The sequence below is a fragment of the Telluria sp. AIW5 genome, from assembly GCF_056680575.1.
The window spans coordinates 3535173-3553135 of the sequence record NZ_CM155289.1; the positions used below are offsets into that span (position 1 = coordinate 3535173).

A 17963-nucleotide genomic window follows, 5' to 3' on the forward strand; every position below is an offset into this window, starting at 1 on the left:
CAACAATGATCGTTTGACACGCGTAGCCACGATGCGCCATGTGCGATATCCGCGGCGCCAACACGACGCAGAATTCCTCGTGGGCATGCCCACCCTACGAATGCGGGGCCGCCCGGTGCCGGTCAAGGCGTGATCGGGGAGCGATCGTAGGGTGGGCATGCCCACGCGTTAGGTGCGTGGACCAAGCGCATGCACGTGGATGGGCCGCTCCGCAGCCTCAACAATGATCGTTTGTAGTGGTCTAATGTCTCCGGACACCTCGATAGGTGGATAATTCACCTTCGAAGGAGTTTACATGACCAGGCAACGCCGCAATTTTGACCCCAGCTTTAAGCTCGAGGTCGTCCGTATGATCAAAGAACAAGGCCTTAGCATCTCGCATGTCAGCCAGACGATGGATATCGGTGTGACCGCAATCCGTCGTTGGATGGAGCAGTACGAGGCCGAGCAACAAGGCCAGCCAGGCATCGGCAAACCGCTGACGGCTGAGCAGCAGCGTATTCGGCAACTGGAGCAGGAAAACCGCCAGCTTCGTAGTGATGTAGACGTATTAAAAAAGGCATCGGCCTTCTTTGCCCGCGAGCTCAAGTGAGCTATCGGCTCATTGACGAGCTGCAAATGAAGGCCGTACCTGTCGCACAAACCTGCCGCCTGCTGGGCGTGAGCCGGGCCGGATTTTACGAAGCCAAGCGTCGTGCAGCCACGCCGACTTTTTGCAAAGCGAGCGTGCATCTGCGTGCCGCGTTCATGAGCAGCGGCCAGAGTTACGGCAGCCGTCGCCTGGTTACGGCACTGGCCAATAGCGGCCTTCAGGTAGGCCGTTACAAGGTGCGCCGCCTGATGCAACAGGCCAGCCTGAAACCAGTCTGGAAACGCAAATTCGTGCACACGACCGACAGCAAGCATGCACTGCCGATTGCACCAAACGTACTCGCCCGGCAGTTCAATCCAGCAGCGCCCAACTTGGCTTATGCGTCGGATATCACGTATATCCGGACCGGCGCCGGCTGGCTGTATCTGGCTGTCGTGCTCGACCTATTCTCGCGCAGAGTCGTGGGCTGGGCAATGGCGCCGAGCATGCCAGCCACCTTGGTCTGCGATGCCTTGCGCATGGCAATCCAGGCGCGCCGGCCAGCCGCCGGACTGGTTGTTCATTCCGACCGCGGCAGTCAATATGCAAGCGACCAGTACCAGGCCTTGCTGGCCGAACACGGCTTCGTCTGCAGCATGAGCCGCAAAGGGAACTGCTGGGATAACGCAGTTGCTGAACGCTTCTTCCTGAACCTGAAAATGGAGCGCGTCTGGCAGCGCAGTTACGAGAACCACGCCGAAGCCAAGCTTGATGTGGCCAATTACATCGCCGGCTTCTACAACTGCGAGCGCCTGCATTCTGTATTGGGCAATCTGCCGCCCAGCGTCTATGAACGCACCATGGCAGCAAAAGAACCTATCGTCGTGTCCGAAATTACTTGACCACTACAGTTTGACACGCGTTGCCACGATGCGCCATGTGCGCTATCCGCGGCGCCAACACGAAGCGAAATTCCGCGTGGGCATGCCCACCCTACGAATGCGGGGCCGCCCGGTGCCGGTCAAGGCGTGATCGGCGATCGATCGTAGGGTGGGCATGCCCACGCGTTAGGTGCGTGGACCGAGCGCATGTGCGTGGATGCCCCGCTCCGCAGCCTCAACAATGATCGTTTGACGCGCTGCCACGATGCGCCATGTGCGCTATGCGCGGCGCCAACACGAAGCGAAATTCCGCGTGGGCATGCCCACCCTACGAATGCGGGGCCGCCCGGTGCCGGTCAAGGCGTGATCGGGGATCGATCGTAGGGTGGGCATGCCCACGCGTTAGGTGCGTGGACCAAGCGCATGCACGTGGATGGGCCGCTCCGCAGCCTCAACAATGATCGTTTGACACGCGTAGCCACGATGCGCCATGTGCGATATCCGCGGCGCCAACACGAAGCGAAATTCCGCGTGGGCATGCCCACCCTACGAATGCCTGAGTGACCGGCATTCGCCCCACGAGCTCAATGCCCGTGCTGCTTCTCGTACTCGTCCGCTTCCGCCTTGTTGGCGTGCACGATGCCGTCGGGATGCTCGGGCGGGGTGTACAGCGTGTAAAGGCGCATCGGTTCGGTTGTCGAGGTGTTGATGACGTTGTGCTCGGTGCCGGCCGGGATCACGACGGCGACGCCGTCTTCCAGCCTGTGTTCTTCGCCGTCGAGGATGGCGACGCCTTCGCCCGCTTCGACGCGGATGAACTGGTCGTGTCCCTCGTGGTGTTCCATGCCGATTTCTTCGCCCGCCTGCAAGGTCATGATCACCAGCTGGCTGCGCTTGGTGGTGTACAGGACTTCGCGGAAGTTGTTGCCCGCAAGCGTTTTCTCTTCGATATTGATGCTGTAGCCCGACATGTTTTCTCCGATCAAGGGTTGGCGCCACGCGCAATGGGCGCCAGGGAGCCTTGATTGTATAGCAGGTGCGCGCACGCCGCCGCAGGGCTCCGCCAGCGCGGAACGATGGCGCCGGACGGGCCGCGCGGCGCCGTGGGCGTGGGGCTCAGCGCTTCCAGCCGCGCTCGCGTGCCGCGCGCTCGGCGGCGCCATCCATGGTCTGGCCCGCGATGCGCGCGTCGATGGCGTCGAGCACGGCTGCCGGCGTCGTGCTGGCCGCTTGCCGGTAGTCGCCGCCTGCGGCGGCCGCTTCGCTCAGCACCGGGATGCGCCAGGCTTCGCCGTCGCGGCAGGCCAGGCCGGCGCTGGCGCCGACGCTGAAACTGCGGCAATAGCCGCCGTCGCGGGTGGCAAAACTGAGGCCGACGCGTACCGGGCTGTTCGGCGCCGGGTCGCTCGCGAGCTGGCGCGACAGCGCGCCCGCTAGCTGGCCGCGCGCCACCAGGCGCCCGCCGGCGTCGGCGCTGACGAAGCCGCTGTTGGCGTCGGTGCCGTCGAACCACAGGCTGCCGGCCAGCACGCCGACGACCAGGGTGGCGGCCAGCGCACCCCATCGCGGCCAGGCGCTGCGCGGGGCCACCGTGGGTCCGGGCGCAGCGACGGTGGCGCGGGCGCGTGCGCTGCGCGCGGCGTCGAGCGACAGTACCTTGGGTGCGGCGGCCGCGTGCAACTGCGGCGGTACGGGCTCGTCGAGTACGCCGGCAAAGGCGGCGAAGACGTCTGCGCGCAGGGCGCGGTGGCCCTCGACAATGGCGGCCAGCGCCGGATCGGCGCGCACGGCGGCCTCGACCGCGCTGCGCTGCGGCTCGTCCAGCTCGCCGTCGGCATAGGCCATCAGGATTTCTTCGGAGAATTTCATGTTACGGCTCTTTCGTCGGACAACAGTTTCTGTAATGCATCGCGAGCACGCGCCAGGCGGCTGGTAAGGGTGCCCATCGGAATCTCCAGCACCTCGGCGGCTTCCTTGTAGGGCAGGCCGTCGACCAGCACCAGCGCGACGACGATCCGGTGTTCTTCCGACAGCAGGCTCATCGCCTTTTGCACGGCCATCCGCTGCTGCTGGGCTTCGGTGCCGTCGTGTCCGACGTGCTCGCCTTCTTCCTCGGGCGCGAACATGTCGTCACGCCGGATCCGGCTGCGCACCTCGTCGATCCAGGCATTGCGGATGATGCGAAACAACCAGCTGTCGAGCCGCGTGCCCTCGGTATATTGCTCGCTGCGGCCGAGCGCGCGCTCCATCGCGACCTGCACCAGGTCGTCGGCATCTTCCCGATGGAAGGTGATGGAGCGCGCAAAGCGGCGCATCCGGGGGAGCAGGGCGGCTAGTTCGTTGGCAAGCATGGGGTTGGCTGGGTTCACATGAATAAAACGTTGGCGGCATGGATTTTATTCCATCCGCCAATCGTTTTTCATGAACACCGTCCCCATCCTTTATGATCGCGACCATGACAGCTCGTCAAACTCCTGCGAAACGCCTCGGCCGCCTGGCCTGCGCCCTGCTGCTGTGCTGGGCCGGCGGCGCCCAGGCGCAACTGCGCCTGCCGGCCCTGAACCTGCCGCAAGCCCTCGGACATGGTGGGCTGGACAGCCTCATGCGGCCGGGCGAGCGCCTCCTCGAGCGGACCGTGCCGGGCGACCTGCGTGCGTTGCGGCTGAACGCCGTTGCAACGCTGCTGCAGCGCCACCCGACGCTGGTCGAGGCCGATCCGCGCGGCGAGCCGATCGTGCGGCGCGAACTCCTCGCCAATTCGCCCAGCCCCGCCGCCTTGCGCGCCGCCGCCGGCCTCGGTTTCGAGATCGTGCGCGAGGAAGGCTTCGCGGAGCTCGGCGAATCGCTCGTGGTGCTGCGTGTCCCCGCCAACCTGGGCACGCAGGAAGCGTTGGTGCGCCTGCGCGAACTCGACCCCGGCGGTTCCTACGACTTCAATCATTTGTATACGGGCAGTGGCGCGTTGCCGCTCGAGGGCGGCGCGGGCGAAGCCGGGCGGGCCGCCGGGACGGGAAAGGGCGCGGTCGGCCTGGTCGACAGCGGCGTCGACCTGGCGCATCCCGTCTTCGAGGATGCAGCCATCGAATCCTTCGGCTGCGGCGGCAAGTCTTTCCCCGCGCCGCACGGCACGGCGGTCGCGGCCCTGATGATCGGACGCGCCGGTCGCTTCAGCGGCGGCTCGCCCGGCACCCGGCTGTTCGCGGCCGACATCTATTGCGACAGCCCGACCGGCGGTTCCGCGGACAAGATCGCGGGCGCGCTCGGCTGGATGGCGCGCTCGCGGGTCGGCGTCGTCAACATCAGCCTGGTCGGCCCGCCGAACGCGACCCTCGAGCGTGTCGTGGCGGCGATGATCGCGCGCGGGCACTTGCTGGTGGCGGCAGTCGGCAACGACGGACCGGCGGCGCCGCCCCTGTATCCGGCTGGCTACCCGGGCGTCGTCGGCGTGACCGGTGTCGATCGCGAGGGCCGGCCGCTGCCGGAAGCGGGACGCGGCCCGCAAGTCATGTTTGCCGCGCCGGGCAGCCAGATGGTCAGCGCCGCACCGGGCGCGCCGCCGTATCGCCAGGTGCGCGGCACTTCGTTCGCCGCGCCGATCGTGGCTGCTTTGTTGTCGAAGACACTGCCGCAGCCGGACCGCGCCGCCGCGGCGCGCGCCCTGGCGCTGCTGGCTGCGCAGGCGGTGCGCGAAAGCGATTCCGTCAGCAATGCGACCGGACACGGCGTCGTCGGTGCGTCGCTGCGCATCGATCCGTCGCGCTTTCGATAAAAAAAATATTTTCGGATGGATGGAATAAACGGCCGGGTCCGCTCGTTTTCCTGATAACGGCGCGCAATCGAGCGCCTCTAACAGGAGAAACCACCATGCAAACCAAAAACATCGTTCGCCAGCTCGCCATCGTCTTCGCCCTGTCCGCCGCCGCATCGGCGCAGGCGCAATTGCTCGGCGGAGGCGGCCACCTCGGCGGCGCCGTCGGCGGCATGCTCGGCGGAGGCGGAGGCGGCGGCTTCGGCGGCGGCATGCGCGGCATGGCGCCGATGCCGGAGATGCGCCGCGTCGAGCGTCCGGCCCCGGTCGAACGCGCCGTGCCGAACCGCCCCGCGCCTGCGGCCTCGGGCAGCGGCAACGGCGGCCTCGTGGGCAACCTGGCGCAATCCGGGCGCAGCGCGGACGCCGGCGCCGGCGGCACGGGCGGCCTGACCGGCGGCCTGGGTTCCGGCCTGGCCGGCGGGCGCGGCGCCGGCAGTGCCACGGACAGCGGCAGCGGTAGCGGCAGGGGCGACGCAGGCCTGGCCGGCAGCCTCGGGCGCGGCACGGCAGGCTTGACCGGCGGCGCGGCGGCGAACGGTTCCGGTGCGGGTACGGCGGCGGGTGACACCAGCGCGGCCGCGCCGGCCAGCCCGGCCGCGGGGAGCGCGAACGGCAGCGCAGCAGGGCAGGGCGGCGCCGGCGCATCCGCCGCCATCGCGCCGGCAGGGACCCTCGGCAGTGCACGCGAGCTGGCCGGCAGCGCCGCCGGCAGCGCGCGTTCCGCGGCCTCGCCGGTGGCAGGCGCCGTGCGCAGCCAGGTAGCGAGCACGCGCGACTATGCGGCCGGCACCGCCGCGAATGCACGCGGCGCGGCCCAGGGCGCAGGCGGCGCTGCCGTCGGCGGTGCGCGCGGCCTGGCGGGCAAGGCCAGGTCGGCCCAGCTACCGGCATCGGCTTCGGTGAGCGGCTCGGCCTCGGCCGAGGGCAGCGGCAGCGCCAGCGGCAAGGCCGGCGGCGCTAACTAAGCGCTTGCAACAGCTTGAAAAGGCGCAGCGCCACCACCCGGCGCTGCGCCTTTATGCCATAAAGCCATGTTCTTATGGGAATTCAGTCCTTCGCCCCCTCATTCATATAGCGTATACTTCACGGTTCGTTTATTCAGCCGTTGGAGATCTCATGGCCACTCGCCGTACCCTGCGCCGTACCCTTCTGAGTTGCGCGATCGCGCTTTCCGCCCAGTTCGCCGCGGCGAGCGCCCATGCCGACCAGCTGGCCGACATCAAGAAAAAGGGCGAGATCGTCTTCGGTGTGCTCGGCACCGACGAGCCGAACAGCTTCATCGACCCGAAAACGCGCGAACTGGTCGGCTATGAAATCGACCTGGCGAAAGCCGTCGCCAACAAGATCGGCGTGAAACCCGTGTTCAGGCAACTGTCGGTCGCCGCGCGCATTCCCGAGCTGCAGCAGGGCCACGTCGATGTGCTGGCCGCCACGCTCACCCACAACAAGGAGCGCGAATCGCAGGTCGATTTCGCGCTGACCCACTTCGTGACCGGCTCGAAAGTCATGGTGCGCGCCGCGAGCGGCGTCACCGCGCTGCCGCAACTGGCAGGCAAGAAGGTCGTCACCGTCCGCGGCGGCACCCAGGAAACGAATATCCACGCCGCCGTACCGACCGCCACCATCGTCACCTTCGAAAACACCCAGCAAGCCTTCCAGGCCCTGCAGCAGGGCAAAGGCATCGCCTATGTCAACGACGAATCCTCGCTGCTGGCCGATTACGGCAAGCTGGGCCCGGCCGCGAAGAACTTCACGATCCTCCCAAACAGCATCGGCGTCGAATCGATCGCGCTTGGCCTGCGCAAGGGCGAGAAGGGCCTGAAGGGCGTGGTCGACGCCACCTTGCGCGAGCTGGAGACGAGCGGCGCGGCCAACGCACTGTTCAACAAGTGGTATGGCCCGGGCACGCGCCCGAACATCGCCAAGCGCGCTTTCACGATCCACACCGACAAGCTCTGAGTCTTACAAGTTGACGTTTTTCGATGCAAGCCTGCTCCGGTCCGGCGAGTACCACGACTGGCTGGTGCAGGGTTTTATTCTCTCGCTGCAGCTCCTCGCCGCCAGCTTCATCATCGCCTTGCCGCTGGGCGTGGCGATCGCGCTGATGCGCACCTCCACCAGCCGCGTCCTGCGCGGTATCGGTGCGACCGTGGTCGAAGGCATCCGCAACGTGCCGCTGCTGGCGCATCTGCTGTTCTGGTACTTCGCCTTCCCCGAGCTGCTGCCGGAGCCGGTGAAAATGGCGCTCTATGACAGCAATCCCGAATTCATCTGCGCCACCATCGCGCTCTCGCTGTACGCCGCCGTGCACATGGCCGAGGATATCCGCAGCGGGATGCGCGCGGTGCCCGCGTCGCAGATGGAGGCGGCCCGTTCGCTGGGACTCGGGCGCATCGCCAGCCTGCGCCTGGTACTACTGCCGCAGGCGATCCGCATCGCCGTGCCGCCGCTGCTGTCGCAGACGGTCAACCTGTGGAAGGACACCAGCGTCGCCACCGTCATCGGCGCGGCCGAGATGATGTACCAGGCCGCGCGCGTCGAGACGGCGACCTTCCGCAGCGTGGAGGCGTTTACGTTTGCGACGCTGGCCTACCTGACGGTGTCGCTGGCGATTTCGCTGGCCGCGCAGCTGTACGCGCGCCGCTTCCCGGTGCGGACCTGAGGCCGGGATGCTGGAACTTGTTCACGATTACTGGCTGTACTTCCTCGTCGGCCAATACCCGAACGGGCCGCTCGGCGGCCTTACGCTGACCGTCCTCTTGTCCGCCGCGGCGCTGGCGCTGGCGATGCCGCTCGGCCTGTTGCTGGGCGTGGCGCGCGTGAGCCCCTGGCGCGCCGTGCGCTGGCCGACCGCCGTGCTGGTACAGCTGGTGCGCGCCGTGCCGCTGCTGCTGGTCGTGTTCTGGGCCTATTTTTTCCTGCCGGCCGTGACCGGCGTGAAGACGGGGCAGGCCACGACCATGCTGATGACGCTCGTCCTGTTCGACGCCGTGTATCTCGCCGAAATCGTCGCCGCGGGCATCCGCTCGCTGCCGAAAGGCCAGCTCGAAGGCGCGCGCTCGCTGGGACTCTCCTACGGCCAGGCGCTGCGCCTGGTGATCCTGCCGCAGGCGCTGCGCCACGTGTCGCCCTCGCTCGTGAGCCAGCTGGTGGCCACCATCAAGGCCACCTCGCTCGGCTACATCATCGGCCTGTCCGAAGTCTCCTTCATCGCCACCCAGGTCAACACCCTGGTGTTCACCAAGGCGGTCGAGGTCTACATCGTGCTGGCACTGACCTATTTTATGTTGTGCTTCGGCCTGTCGCGCCTGGCCTTCCTGCTCGAACGCCGCCTGAACCGGCGGCCCGCATCGGCAACCCCTCCTGCATCAAAGGTGACACCATGATCGTCCTCGACCAGGTCAACAAGTGGTACGGCCAGTATCACGCGCTGGCCGACGTGACGCAGCGCGTCGAACAAAACGAAGTCGTGGTCATTTGCGGCCCCTCGGGCTCCGGCAAGTCGACCCTGATCCGCACCCTGAACCGGCTCGAGGAAATCGACGGCGGCACGATCGCCATCGATGGGCGCGACATCCACGCGCGCGGCCATGACGTGAACGCGCTGCGTGCCGGGATCGGCTTCGTGTTCCAGCACTTTAATTTGTTCCCGCACCTCACCGCGCTGGAGAACTGCATGCTGGCGCCGGTGAACCTGAAGCGCGCAACGAAAGCGCAAGCGCGTGCCTACGGGCTCGAGCTGCTCGACGGCGTGGGCCTCGCGCACAAGGCGGACGCCTATCCGCACGAACTGTCCGGCGGCCAGCAGCAGCGGGTGGCGATCGCGCGCGCATTGGCGATGCGCCCGCCGGTCATGCTGTTCGACGAGCCGACCAGCGCACTCGACCCGGAGATGGTCGGCGAAGTGCTGCAGGTAATGCGCAAGCTGGCCGGGCAGGGCATGACCATGGTCTGCGTGACCCACGAAATGGGTTTTGCGCGCGACGTGGCCGACCGCGTCTGGTTCATGAGCGAGGGCCGCATCCTCGAAGAGGGAAGCCCGCAGGACTTCTTCACGAAACCGACGCACCCCCGCGCGCAACAGTTTCTGGCCGACCGCAGCGAGCGCTGATCGGGAGCGCCTGAGAGGCCCCCATGGCGGCGTTGCAGCGTCTCGCCGTACTGGCGTACTGTCTTCGACGCTGCGCCTTGCCCTGGGGACCTCTCAGGCGCTCCCGGGTTTTTTCGCGCCCTTTTTCGGGGCGAGCGCGTTCATGTCCAGTTCGATCCAGGTCGGCACGTGGTCGCTCGGCTTTTCCCGACCGCGGATCGCGTGGTCGGTCCCGGCTGCGCGCAGGGCCGGCGCCAGGGCTGGGCTGAGCAGCAGGTGGTCGATGCGCAGGCCCGCGTTGCGGCCGTAGGCATTCCGGAAGTAATCGTAAAAAGTGTAGATCACTTCGCCCGGATGCATGGTGCGCAGCGAATCCGTCCAGCCCTGGGCCATGAGGCGATGGAAGGCGTCGCGCGACTCGGGCCGGAACAGGGCGTCGGTCAGCCAGCGCTCGGGCTTGTAGACGTCGAGCTCGGTCGGCATCACGTTGTAGTCGCCGGCAATCACGACCGGCGCGCCCGTCTCCAGCAGCTGCTGCGCGCGCGCGATAAGGCGCTCGAACCAGGCGAGTTTGTAGTCGAATTTCGGGCCCGGCGCCGGATTCCCGTTTGGCAGGTAGAGGCAGGCGACGACCAGGTCGCCGATCACGGCTTCCAGGTAGCGGCTCTGCTCGTCGCTGTCGTCACCCGGCAAGCCGCGCGTGACTTCGACCGGGTCGATCCCGCGCGCGAGGATGGCGACACCATTCCAGCTTTTCTGCCCCTGCCAGATCGCGCCGTAGCCGGCGGCCTTGATTTCGGCCAGCGGGAAGCGCTCCTGCGGCGACTTCAATTCTTGCAAGCACGCCACATCCGGCTTTGTTTCCTCGAGCCATTCGAGCAGGGCCGGCAGCCGGCTGCCGATGCCGTTGATGTTGAAGGTGGCGACGCGCATGTTTTCTCCGAAGTGATGAGTTGGTGTTGTAACCCAGCCGGGCCGTAACCGGCGCACGGCAGCCTGAACTTATTAGCAAAAATTATGTTGCTGAAAATATATGTATCTTGCTAACGACAGAAACTGCTGAGCGTGCGCGGTGTTTTTTGTAATCTAGATATCATTATTAAATCTTACTTACCTCCGGAGACACACATGTTCACTTCCATCCTGCGCGCCATCGCCCGTCCAGCCGCCGTCACCCTTCTGCTGGCCGCGGCCGCTTCCGCTTCGGCAGCGCAATGGAAAATGGAAACGCTGGATGTCGAAGGCACGCTGGTCGAGGCCGTGGGCCCCGCGGACCGCTGCCTGTCGAAATTCGGCGGCACCATCAGCGGCCACGGCAACAGCGTAATGATGGGCGGCAAGGTCGTGTTCATCGCAACCGACTGCATCACGCCCGTCGCACCGCTGTTCAACTTCAGCAACGGCAAATTCATCGTCATGACGACCTCGGGCGACCAGATCTTCGCCAACTACAGCGGCCAGATGGTGCCGACCGGCGAAGGCGCCAAATACGTCTTTTCGAACGCGAGCTTCCAGATCACCGGCGGCACCGGCAAGTTCGCCAAGGCCACCGGCGGCGGCCTGCTGACGGGCGGCGAAGACATGATCACGGGCGCCGGCAACATCAAGCTGTCGGGCCGCGCGCTGTACCTGGCAAAATAATCGGCTGCGGCCGACACGAAGCGGCGCCGTCGATGGCGCCGCTTTTTTTTTGGTCCCGTGGATGGCTCCCGTGCGCTGAGTTCTGGCGCGCACTGGCATCCTGTGATCTCCGGATACCATGAAAGAGGAGGACAGCATGTCGACCTACGACGACAAGAAGGACGCGAAGGGCCGTTCCTGGGACCAGGTCACGAAAGGCGGCAGCAGCAGCGCCGGCAGCATGGGCGCGGGCGGGACCGGCAACAAAGGCAAGCTCTCGGGCGAGGGCAACGCGCAATCGGCCGGGCGCACCGACGACCTGCTCGACGACGGTTCCGCTCCGGAAGGCGACAAGGGTTTTTCGATCGGCGACGGACGGGTCGACACTGGCCTGGAAGGCATGGGCAAGCAGGGCGGCGGTGCCCAGGGCAATCGTCATTCGGGTACGCCAGGCGCCCAGGACGACAAGCCGGAGGACAAGGGGCAGCAGAAGCGCTGAACCACCTCCGCGGCGGCAACCCGTCTCAAGCGGGCTGATCGATTACACTGCGGGGCACCGGTATCGAAACCGGGTCCCGTCACGTCATCGAGGAAGTAGCATGTCCATTGTCCATTTGTTCGCCGCCCGTCTTTTCTGGCTTGGCACGCTGCTGGGCGCACCTGCAGCCTTTGCCCAGACGGTCGCCGTCACGTTCGACGACGGCCCCTCGCTGGCCAGTACGCCGCGCCTGGGTCCGGCCGAACGCAATGCCGCGCTGCTGGCCGCGCTCGCGAAGCACAAGGTAAGCGCGGCCCTGTTCGTTACCGCCAACAACGGCGCCATCAAACCTCAAGGCCTGGCGCTGGCGCGCGCCTGGGGCGAGGCCGGCCACGCCATCGGCAACCACACGATGTCGCATCCGGACCTGCACGCGCCGGGCATGACGCTCGCTGCCTACCAGCAGCAGGTCCTCGACTGCGACCGCATCATCGCAGCCCTGCCCGGGTACCAGAAATGGTTCCGCTACACCTTCCTGCGCGAAGGGAATACGCCGGAAAAACGCGACGGCATGCGCAGCTTCCTGCAGGCCCAGGGCTACCGCAACGCCTATGTCACGCTCGACACCAGCGACTGGCGCCTGAACGACAAGCTGGTCGAGGTGCTGGGCAAGAATCCGGATGCCGACCTTGCGCCGATCAAGGCCGCCTACCTGTCCCACATCCGCCAGCGCGCAGAAGCTTACCGTTCCTTGTCGCAGAAGCTGCAGGGTCGCGACATTCCGCAGGTCCTGCTGCTGCACCATAACCTGATCAACGCGCTATGGCTGGACGACGTGCTGAGCCAGTTCCGCAGCATGGGCTGGCGTTTCACGACACCGGCCGCCGCCTTTGCCGACCCGGTCTACCGGCTGCAGCCCGAGCGCGCCGCGCCCGGCCAGAGCCTGCTGCTGTCGATGGCGCGCTCGCTGGGCCTCGGCAAGTTCGAAGGCTGGGAGCGGCTGGTGGACGATGGCGACTTCGAGATCGAGGCCCTGGGACGCCAGGGTTGGTAGCGCGTCAGGATCTCGCCCGCAGCGTGATCCGGACAATTCCGCCCGGTTGCCACAGGCGCATGCGCGGCCCCCAGCTGCCGGCGCCGCGGCTGATCACCAGTTCCATCCCCCTGATCGCGTGCTGCCCGACCAGCTGCGGAAAGCGCCGCTGCACCAGATAGCTGAACGGCCAGATCTGGCCGCCGTGCGTGTGCCCCGACAGCATCAGGCCGACGCCGCGCGCCGCGGCCATGTCGATCAGTGGCTTCGCCGGAATGTGCGCCAGCAGGATCGTTGCCTCGTCCGCCGATACGGGCAGCACGCGCGCCAGGCCGCCGGTGATATCGCCGCCGCCGCGCATCCTGCTGCCAACGTCCTCGACCCCGGCCAGCACCAGGCCGGGCGCCAACTCGACCCGCTCGTCGCGCAGCCAGCGCACGCCGCCGGCCGCGAATTGCGCAACCGTCGTCTCGGCATCCCCGTAAAACTCGTGGTTGCCGGTCACGGCCCAGACGCCGCGTGGCGCCTTCAAACCGCGCAGCACGGCCGCCAGGCGCGGGTCGGCGAGCGGCTTGTTGTCGACCTGGTCGCCCACCATCACGACCGCCGCGGGTTGCAGAGCATTGATCTGCGCCACGCGCTTTGCCATCCAGTCCGCGCCGCGCTGGGGCCCCAGGTGCAGGTCGGTGACCATCACCAGCACCGTGCCGTCCAGCGCCGCGGGCAGCTTCTTCATCGCGGCTTCATATTCGACGACGACCGGTGCGCGCAGCGCCTGCCACGCCGCGAAGGCGCCCAGCAGCACGCCAGCGACCGCGCCGATGACCAGCAGGCGTGACACCCGCGCGCGCCACCACAGGCCGAAGCCGGTCGCGAGGTCCGCCACCAGCAGGCACATGGTCATCATCAGCATCAGGCCGAGCCAGTTCAACGCGAACTGCTCCGGCCACCAGCGCCAGTCGAGCGCGTCGCCGCCCAGGTGAACGCCTGCCAGGTAGACGATCCAGGCCAGCACCGCGCCCAGCCACCAGGCTTTGGCCGGTACCCGCCCACGAATCGCATCGATACGGAACAGGCGGTGCGCGACGTAGAAGTGGAGGAGGGTGCCGACGAGGTTCAGGACGACCGAAAACATTTACCCGGCGACCGCCCCTTGCGCCACATCCTGCAGCGCGAGCCGCGCCAGCGCGCGGATGCCCTCATACGACTTGGCCGCCGCGATGAAGCGGCCGTTGTGGCAGAAGGTCGCATCGGGCACGCCCGTCACGGCCGCGAGATCCGCGTCGCGCAGGCCGGCCCAGGCTTCGGGCAGGTCGGCGCGCGCATCGAAGCTCTCGGCATTGAGCGGCACCGCATGGATCATGTAGCGCTGCTCGGCGATGCTGTGGCTGATGACGAACAGGACTTTCGGCATCTCCTTGCGCACCACGGTCGTCCAGGGCAGCGCGCCGTTATTCAGGAGCAGGACCTTGCCGCCCTCGAGCGCCTCGGCGCCGCGCACCTGTTCCAGCGCCAGCAGGGCGCCGACCCGGTACTTGACGGAGTTGATCATGATGTCGGTCAGCATGGCCATCGCCTTGCGGAACTGGCTCAGGCGGTAGGCGTCGGCCGCTTCGCCATAGCCCAGGCGCTGCTCGTCCATCCAGTTCGGATTGAAGCCCGAGACCACGGCCGACAGGCCATAGCCGCCTGGCGCGTTCTTGGCCGCGCCCACGTCCGACAGGTCGAGGTATTGCACGATGTCGGCGTCGATCGCCCAGGCCATTTGCTGGCAGGCGTCCGGCGACAGCGCCTTGCCCGTGTGTTCGAGGGCCAGGGCGGCGACGCAGCGCGCGCCGTATTCGCGCCACACGAGGCCCGCGCTGGCATAGGGCACGCCGCTCGGGCGCGCGGTGTCGAAGCCCTTCTGGTGATGGTCGAAGCGGCCCGTGGCCGGGTCGTGGATGCCCCCGACGTCAATCGCGAAATCGGCTGCCTCGATCGTGGCGGTGTCGCGCGTGCGCACCAGTTGGCTATCCGGGTACAGGATGAAGAGGACGGCCACCGCCCATGCGTCGTCCGCGTGAAACTTGCCGCTATGCGTTACCACTACCATACCTGCTCCCATCCTGAAATCCGGTCAATACGGCTGCGGCGCGTCTGCGCGCACAAGCCCTGAGGCCAGATGATACCGGTTCAGGCCGATCGGCGTGCGCCTGCACGGACGCGGTTCAGGATGCGGCGCGAAGGGGAACGGCGTACTGCGCGCACTGCGCGATGAACTCTGCAACGATTTGCGGCTGGGTCACCGGCAGCATATGGCCGCCGTCGACCAGTTGCAGGCGCGCTCCGGCCACCTTGTCGGCCAGTGCCTGGCCGTTCGTCTGCCAGTCGAGGATGGCGTCTTCGCGGCCATACAGCACGCCCGTCGGGACGGTCAGCTCGCCATAACGCGCCTGCACCGACGGCATGTGGCCCGGCAGCGCCTGCATGTCGGCGGACGAAGCCAGGAACTGGCGCGGGCGCAGGCTCAGCAAGCCCCCGCCCTTGACGGCGAAGTCGCGCGGCGCGGCTTCCGGCGCGAACACGGCGCCGAGCACCTTCTTGCTGCCGGCGATCGCGCCGGGCGTGGCCAGGGTCCATGCGAAGAGCCTGCGTACCCAGGTCGACTCGATCGCCAGCGCCCGGAACACCGCGGGCGGCGTGTCCTGCACGTGCGTGAGCGGCGCGACCAGGGCCAGGGCGCCGACCTTGTCCGGATGCTCGAGCGCCAGCGTCAGTGCAATCGCGCCGCCCAGCGAATGGCCGGCCACGGTCGGGCGATCCAGCCCGAGCCTGTCGATCAGGGCGGCCAGGGCCGCGGCCTGGGCCGAGACGTCTGCCGACGCGCCGGCCCAGCGCGTCGAGTGGCCTGAGCCCGGCCGGTCGACCGCGACCACGCGGTGGTGTTTCGCCAGCTGCTCGGCCACGCCGTAGTCGAAGTGTGCGGCCTGTCCGCCCAGGCCGTGCACCAGCAGGACCGCCGGTCCCTGGCCGGACTCGCGGACGTGCAGGCGCGCCCCGGGCACTTCGACGAAGCGTCCTTTCGGCGGCAGGAAGGCATCGATGCGGTTCGCGGTGCGGTGGGTGAACCACACCAGGCCGAGGACCACCAGCGCGATCAGTGCGAGTAATGTGAGGAGGATGCTCATCGGGCAGTCGCTTTCTTGAGAATGCGCCAGTAATTCACGGGCACGAGGCGTTCGAGGAAGGAGACGAATTTGGCGTCGCTGCCGACCAGGATGCGCGCGGCGCGCCGCTCGATGCCGCGCACGATGGTCTCGCCGGCCGTCTCGGGCGCCAGGCGCAGCAGCTTTTCGGACAGTTTGCGCCCGCGCGCGATTTCTTCCGGCGGCGCATCGCGCGGCACGCGGGCGTTGCGCGCGATCGCGGTGGCCACGCCGCCCGGATGGACCACGCTCACCGCCACCGTGCTGCCTTCGAGCTCGTGGCGCAGCGCGTTCGAAAAGCCGCGTACCGCGAACTTGCTGGCCGAGTAGGCGGCCTGGCCGGGCGGCGAGACGATGCCGTAGATACTCGACACGTTGACGATGCGCGCTTCGTCGCTATGGCGCAGCAGGGGCAGGAAGGCGCGCGTCATGCGCACCACGCCGTTGAAATTGATGTCCATCAGCCAGTCGAAGTCGTCCTCGCCGACCTGCTCGAAGCTGCCGCCGAGCGCCACGCCGGCATTGTTGACGAGGAGGTCGACGCGCTTGTGCGCTGCGTGCACGGCGTCCGGCAGCAGGCGCACCGCGGCGCGGTCGGCCACGTCGAGAGGGTGGGTGGTCACCCGCACGCCGAGCGTGGACAGCATCCAGGCGGTTTCCTTGAGGCCTTCGGGGTCGATGTCGGCCAGCGCCAGGTGGCAGCCGCGCCTGGCGAGGGCGTATGCGGTGGCGCGGCCGATGCCGCTGCCGGCGCCGGTAATCACGGCAACCCGGTTCGAAACGTTCATGGCAAGCTTCCTTTCGGGCCGAAGCGCATCACGCCGTCGGCGATGCGTCCAAAGCGGATCGTGAACATGTCCTGCAAATAGTTTTGATAGACCTGCCACGGGCGGCGGCTACCCTGCTTCGGCAGGAGCGACGCGGCGCGCTGCACATAGCCGGAAGTGAAGCTGAGGAAGGGCTCCGGCGCCACACCCGCGTCAAGCCGCACGACGGCGATCGCCTGGCCTTTGCGGTCCATGTACTTCAGCAGGCGGCAGGCCCAGGCCGCGGTGAGGTCGGCCTTCAGCGTCCACGAGGCATTCGTGTAGCCGAAGGTCATGACGCTGTTGGGCATATCGCTCAGCATCATGCCCTTGTAGGCCATCGCTTCGTTCGGTGCGTAGGGCTTGCCGTCGACCGTAATGTGCGCGCCGCCCAGCACCGACAGCGACAGTCCCGTCGCCATGACGACGACATCGGCCTCCAGCACGCGCCCCGATTCCAGGACGATGCCGTCCGCCGTGAAGCGCGCGATATGGTCGGTGACGACTTCCGCCTGGCCGCGCCGCAGCGCCTTGAACAGGTCGCCGTCGGGCACGACGCACACGCGCTGGTCCCAGGGCTTGTAGTCGGGCGTGAAATGGGCGACGTCGACGTTCGGCCCGAGCTGGTGGGCGGCCATCTGCACGATCCTCTTCTTGACCAGTTCCGGCTTGCCGCGCGCGATGCGGTAGAGGAGCATGCTCTCGGCGATCACGCGCCAGCGCGTGGCCCAGTAGGCGAGTCCCGCGGGCAGGCGGCGCTGCAGGCGCTGCGCGAAACCGTACACCGAGGGGCGCGACACCACGTAGCTGGGGGAGCGCTGCAGCATCGTCACGTGCGCGGCGGTCGCGGCCATCGCGGGCACCAGGGTCACGGCGGTGGCGCCGCTGCCGATCACGACGACGCGTTTTCCCGCGTAGTCCAGGTCTTCGGGCCAGAACTGGGGCTGGACGATGCGGCCCCTGAACTCGTCTTCGCCCTCGAAGCGCGGGCGGTAAGCGTGGTCGTAGCTGTAATAGCCGCTGCACATGTGCAGGAAGCGCGTGCGGATCGTGCGCATGGCCCGGTCTTCGCCGCATTCGGCTTCCACCGTCCACAGCGCCTCGCTGCTCGACCAGGAGGCGCGCACCACCTTGTGCCCGAATCGGATGTGGCGGTCGATGCCGCGGCTGTGCGCGGTCTCGCGGATGTAGGCGCGGATCGCCGGGCCGTCGGCGATCGCTTTCGCATCGACCCAGGGTTTGAAGCCGTAGCCGAGCGTGTACATGTCGGAGTCGGAGCGGATGCCGGGGTAGCGGAACAGGTCCCAGGTGCCGCCGATCGCTGTACGCGCTTCGAGGATGGCGTAGCGCTTGCCCGGGCAGCGCTCCTGCAGCATCGCCGCCGCACCGATGCCGGACAGGCCGGCGCCGACGATCAACACGTCGAGAGGTGCGTCTTCGCCCTTGGGGGTGGCCGTGTGCATGATGTCCCTGGTCGTTTTCTGG

At 67.3% G+C, this 17963-nt stretch carries 19 protein-coding genes; 10 read left to right on the forward strand and 9 right to left on the reverse strand.

Features of this window, described 5'->3' with window-relative positions; genetic code table 11:
- Positions 1 to 295 precede the first annotated feature (295 nt).
- Positions 296 to 1473 (forward strand): IS3 family transposase gene (locus tag AC1MEM_RS15625; RefSeq protein WP_499471930.1). Its coding sequence is split into 2 segments (ribosomal slippage): positions 296 to 563 and positions 563 to 1473, totalling 1179 coding nucleotides; the frame shifts between segments, so codons are not numbered across the junction.
- Positions 1474 to 2036: 563 nt separating this feature from the next.
- On the opposite strand, the gene AC1MEM_RS15630 is transcribed toward AC1MEM_RS15625, so the two are convergent.
- The 3 genes from AC1MEM_RS15630 to AC1MEM_RS15640 form a co-directional block, all read right to left on the reverse strand.
- Positions 2037 to 2423 carry a cupin domain-containing protein gene (locus AC1MEM_RS15630; protein ID WP_499471932.1) on the reverse strand — a complete coding sequence of 129 codons (387 nt, stop codon included), beginning with the start codon at positions 2421 to 2423 and terminating at the stop codon, positions 2037 to 2039.
- A gap of 145 nt (positions 2424 to 2568) precedes the next feature.
- Complete coding sequence (locus tag AC1MEM_RS15635; RefSeq protein WP_499471934.1) at positions 2569 to 3321, reverse strand: anti-sigma factor family protein; 753 nt, start codon at positions 3319 to 3321, stop codon at positions 2569 to 2571.
- Entirely contained in the window at positions 3318 to 3803 is a 486-nt protein-coding gene (locus AC1MEM_RS15640; RefSeq protein WP_499471936.1) for an RNA polymerase sigma factor, read from the reverse strand. Before AC1MEM_RS15640 ends, AC1MEM_RS15635 begins: the two co-directional genes overlap by 4 nt.
- Positions 3804 to 3907: 104 nt before the next feature.
- Between AC1MEM_RS15640 and AC1MEM_RS15645 the strand changes: the two genes are divergently transcribed.
- The 6 genes from AC1MEM_RS15645 (at position 3908) to AC1MEM_RS15670 (ending at position 9374) form a co-directional block, all read left to right on the forward strand.
- Positions 3908 to 5221: a S8 family serine peptidase gene (locus AC1MEM_RS15645; protein ID WP_499471938.1), complete on the forward strand. Its 1314-nt coding sequence runs from the start codon at positions 3908 to 3910 to the stop codon at positions 5219 to 5221.
- A gap of 95 nt (positions 5222 to 5316) precedes the next feature.
- A complete protein-coding gene (locus AC1MEM_RS15650; RefSeq protein ID WP_499471940.1) occupies positions 5317 to 6228 on the forward strand; it encodes a hypothetical protein in 912 nt (303 codons plus the stop codon).
- A 151-nt stretch (positions 6229 to 6379) separates the two neighbouring features.
- Complete coding sequence (locus AC1MEM_RS15655) at positions 6380 to 7222, forward strand: ABC transporter substrate-binding protein (protein WP_499471942.1); 843 nt, start codon at positions 6380 to 6382, stop codon at positions 7220 to 7222.
- Between the two features lie 10 nt (positions 7223 to 7232).
- Positions 7233 to 7925, forward strand: a complete 693-nt coding sequence (locus AC1MEM_RS15660; RefSeq protein WP_499471944.1) for an amino acid ABC transporter permease — start codon at positions 7233 to 7235, stop codon at positions 7923 to 7925.
- A 7-nt stretch (positions 7926 to 7932) separates the two neighbouring features.
- The gene (locus AC1MEM_RS15665) at positions 7933 to 8649 is read left to right on the forward strand and encodes an amino acid ABC transporter permease (RefSeq protein ID WP_499471945.1); all 717 of its coding nucleotides are present in this window, start codon (positions 7933 to 7935) and stop codon (positions 8647 to 8649) included.
- Positions 8646 to 9374, forward strand: coding sequence for an amino acid ABC transporter ATP-binding protein (locus AC1MEM_RS15670; protein ID WP_499471947.1), 729 nt, complete (start codon positions 8646 to 8648; stop codon positions 9372 to 9374). Before AC1MEM_RS15665 ends, AC1MEM_RS15670 begins: the two co-directional genes overlap by 4 nt.
- A 93-nt stretch (positions 9375 to 9467) precedes the next feature.
- Here AC1MEM_RS15670 and xth read toward each other — a convergent pair whose 3' ends face one another.
- Entirely contained in the window at positions 9468 to 10286 is an 819-nt protein-coding gene (gene xth, locus AC1MEM_RS15675; RefSeq protein ID WP_499471949.1) for an exodeoxyribonuclease III, read from the reverse strand.
- 195 nt (positions 10287 to 10481) lie between these two features.
- Here xth and AC1MEM_RS15680 point away from each other — a divergent pair, with 195 nt between their 5' ends.
- From AC1MEM_RS15680 to AC1MEM_RS15690, 3 genes are all read left to right on the forward strand, one after another.
- Complete coding sequence (locus AC1MEM_RS15680; RefSeq protein WP_499471951.1) at positions 10482 to 10994, forward strand: hypothetical protein; 513 nt, start codon at positions 10482 to 10484, stop codon at positions 10992 to 10994.
- 136 nt (positions 10995 to 11130) lie between these two features.
- Positions 11131 to 11472: a hypothetical protein gene (locus AC1MEM_RS15685; RefSeq protein WP_499471953.1), complete on the forward strand. Its 342-nt coding sequence runs from the start codon at positions 11131 to 11133 to the stop codon at positions 11470 to 11472.
- A gap of 100 nt (positions 11473 to 11572) precedes the next feature.
- Complete coding sequence (locus tag AC1MEM_RS15690; protein WP_499471955.1) at positions 11573 to 12505, forward strand: polysaccharide deacetylase family protein; 933 nt, start codon at positions 11573 to 11575, stop codon at positions 12503 to 12505.
- A 4-nt stretch (positions 12506 to 12509) separates the two neighbouring features.
- On the opposite strand, the gene AC1MEM_RS15695 is transcribed toward AC1MEM_RS15690, so the two are convergent.
- The 5 genes from AC1MEM_RS15695 to AC1MEM_RS15715 all read right to left on the reverse strand — a co-directional run bounded on the left by AC1MEM_RS15695 (position 12510) and on the right by AC1MEM_RS15715 (position 17941).
- Entirely contained in the window at positions 12510 to 13619 is a 1110-nt protein-coding gene (locus AC1MEM_RS15695; protein WP_499471957.1) for a metallophosphoesterase, read from the reverse strand.
- Positions 13620 to 14579 carry an MYG1 family protein gene (locus AC1MEM_RS15700; RefSeq protein ID WP_499471958.1) on the reverse strand — a complete coding sequence of 320 codons (960 nt, stop codon included), beginning with the start codon at positions 14577 to 14579 and terminating at the stop codon, positions 13620 to 13622.
- 115 nt (positions 14580 to 14694) lie between these two features.
- Positions 14695 to 15654 carry an alpha/beta fold hydrolase gene (locus AC1MEM_RS15705; RefSeq protein WP_499471960.1) on the reverse strand — a complete coding sequence of 320 codons (960 nt, stop codon included), beginning with the start codon at positions 15652 to 15654 and terminating at the stop codon, positions 14695 to 14697.
- A complete protein-coding gene (locus tag AC1MEM_RS15710; RefSeq protein WP_499471962.1) occupies positions 15651 to 16460 on the reverse strand; it encodes an SDR family NAD(P)-dependent oxidoreductase in 810 nt (269 codons plus the stop codon). The genes AC1MEM_RS15705 and AC1MEM_RS15710 overlap by 4 nt, the downstream gene beginning before the upstream one ends.
- Positions 16457 to 17941: a flavin-containing monooxygenase gene (locus AC1MEM_RS15715; protein WP_499471964.1), complete on the reverse strand. Its 1485-nt coding sequence runs from the start codon at positions 17939 to 17941 to the stop codon at positions 16457 to 16459. The genes AC1MEM_RS15710 and AC1MEM_RS15715 overlap by 4 nt, the downstream gene beginning before the upstream one ends.
- Positions 17942 to 17963 lie beyond the last annotated feature (22 nt).

Excerpts from the sequence above, each read along its gene's own strand:
- AC1MEM_RS15630 (WP_499471932.1), bottom strand. The coding sequence starts at position 2,423 with ATGTCGGGCTACAGCATCAATATCGAAGAGAAAACGCTTGCGGGCAAC.
- AC1MEM_RS15635 (WP_499471934.1), bottom strand. The coding sequence starts at position 3,321 with ATGAAATTCTCCGAAGAAATCCTGATGGCCTATGCCGACGGCGAGCTG.
- AC1MEM_RS15640 (WP_499471936.1), bottom strand. The coding sequence starts at position 3,803 with ATGCTTGCCAACGAACTAGCCGCCCTGCTCCCCCGGATGCGCCGCTTT.
- AC1MEM_RS15645 (WP_499471938.1), top strand. The coding sequence starts at position 3,908 with ATGACAGCTCGTCAAACTCCTGCGAAACGCCTCGGCCGCCTGGCCTGC.
- AC1MEM_RS15650 (WP_499471940.1), top strand. The coding sequence starts at position 5,317 with ATGCAAACCAAAAACATCGTTCGCCAGCTCGCCATCGTCTTCGCCCTG.
- AC1MEM_RS15655 (WP_499471942.1), top strand. The coding sequence starts at position 6,380 with ATGGCCACTCGCCGTACCCTGCGCCGTACCCTTCTGAGTTGCGCGATC.
- AC1MEM_RS15665 (WP_499471945.1), top strand. The coding sequence starts at position 7,933 with ATGCTGGAACTTGTTCACGATTACTGGCTGTACTTCCTCGTCGGCCAA.
- AC1MEM_RS15670 (WP_499471947.1), top strand. The coding sequence starts at position 8,646 with ATGATCGTCCTCGACCAGGTCAACAAGTGGTACGGCCAGTATCACGCG.
- xth (WP_499471949.1), bottom strand. The coding sequence starts at position 10,286 with ATGCGCGTCGCCACCTTCAACATCAACGGCATCGGCAGCCGGCTGCCG.
- AC1MEM_RS15680 (WP_499471951.1), top strand. The coding sequence starts at position 10,482 with ATGTTCACTTCCATCCTGCGCGCCATCGCCCGTCCAGCCGCCGTCACC.
- AC1MEM_RS15685 (WP_499471953.1), top strand. The coding sequence starts at position 11,131 with ATGTCGACCTACGACGACAAGAAGGACGCGAAGGGCCGTTCCTGGGAC.
- AC1MEM_RS15690 (WP_499471955.1), top strand. The coding sequence starts at position 11,573 with ATGTCCATTGTCCATTTGTTCGCCGCCCGTCTTTTCTGGCTTGGCACG.
- AC1MEM_RS15695 (WP_499471957.1), bottom strand. The coding sequence starts at position 13,619 with ATGTTTTCGGTCGTCCTGAACCTCGTCGGCACCCTCCTCCACTTCTAC.
- AC1MEM_RS15700 (WP_499471958.1), bottom strand. The coding sequence starts at position 14,579 with ATGGTAGTGGTAACGCATAGCGGCAAGTTTCACGCGGACGACGCATGG.
- AC1MEM_RS15705 (WP_499471960.1), bottom strand. The coding sequence starts at position 15,654 with ATGAGCATCCTCCTCACATTACTCGCACTGATCGCGCTGGTGGTCCTC.
- AC1MEM_RS15710 (WP_499471962.1), bottom strand. The coding sequence starts at position 16,460 with ATGAACGTTTCGAACCGGGTTGCCGTGATTACCGGCGCCGGCAGCGGC.
- AC1MEM_RS15715 (WP_499471964.1), bottom strand. The coding sequence starts at position 17,941 with ATGCACACGGCCACCCCCAAGGGCGAAGACGCACCTCTCGACGTGTTG.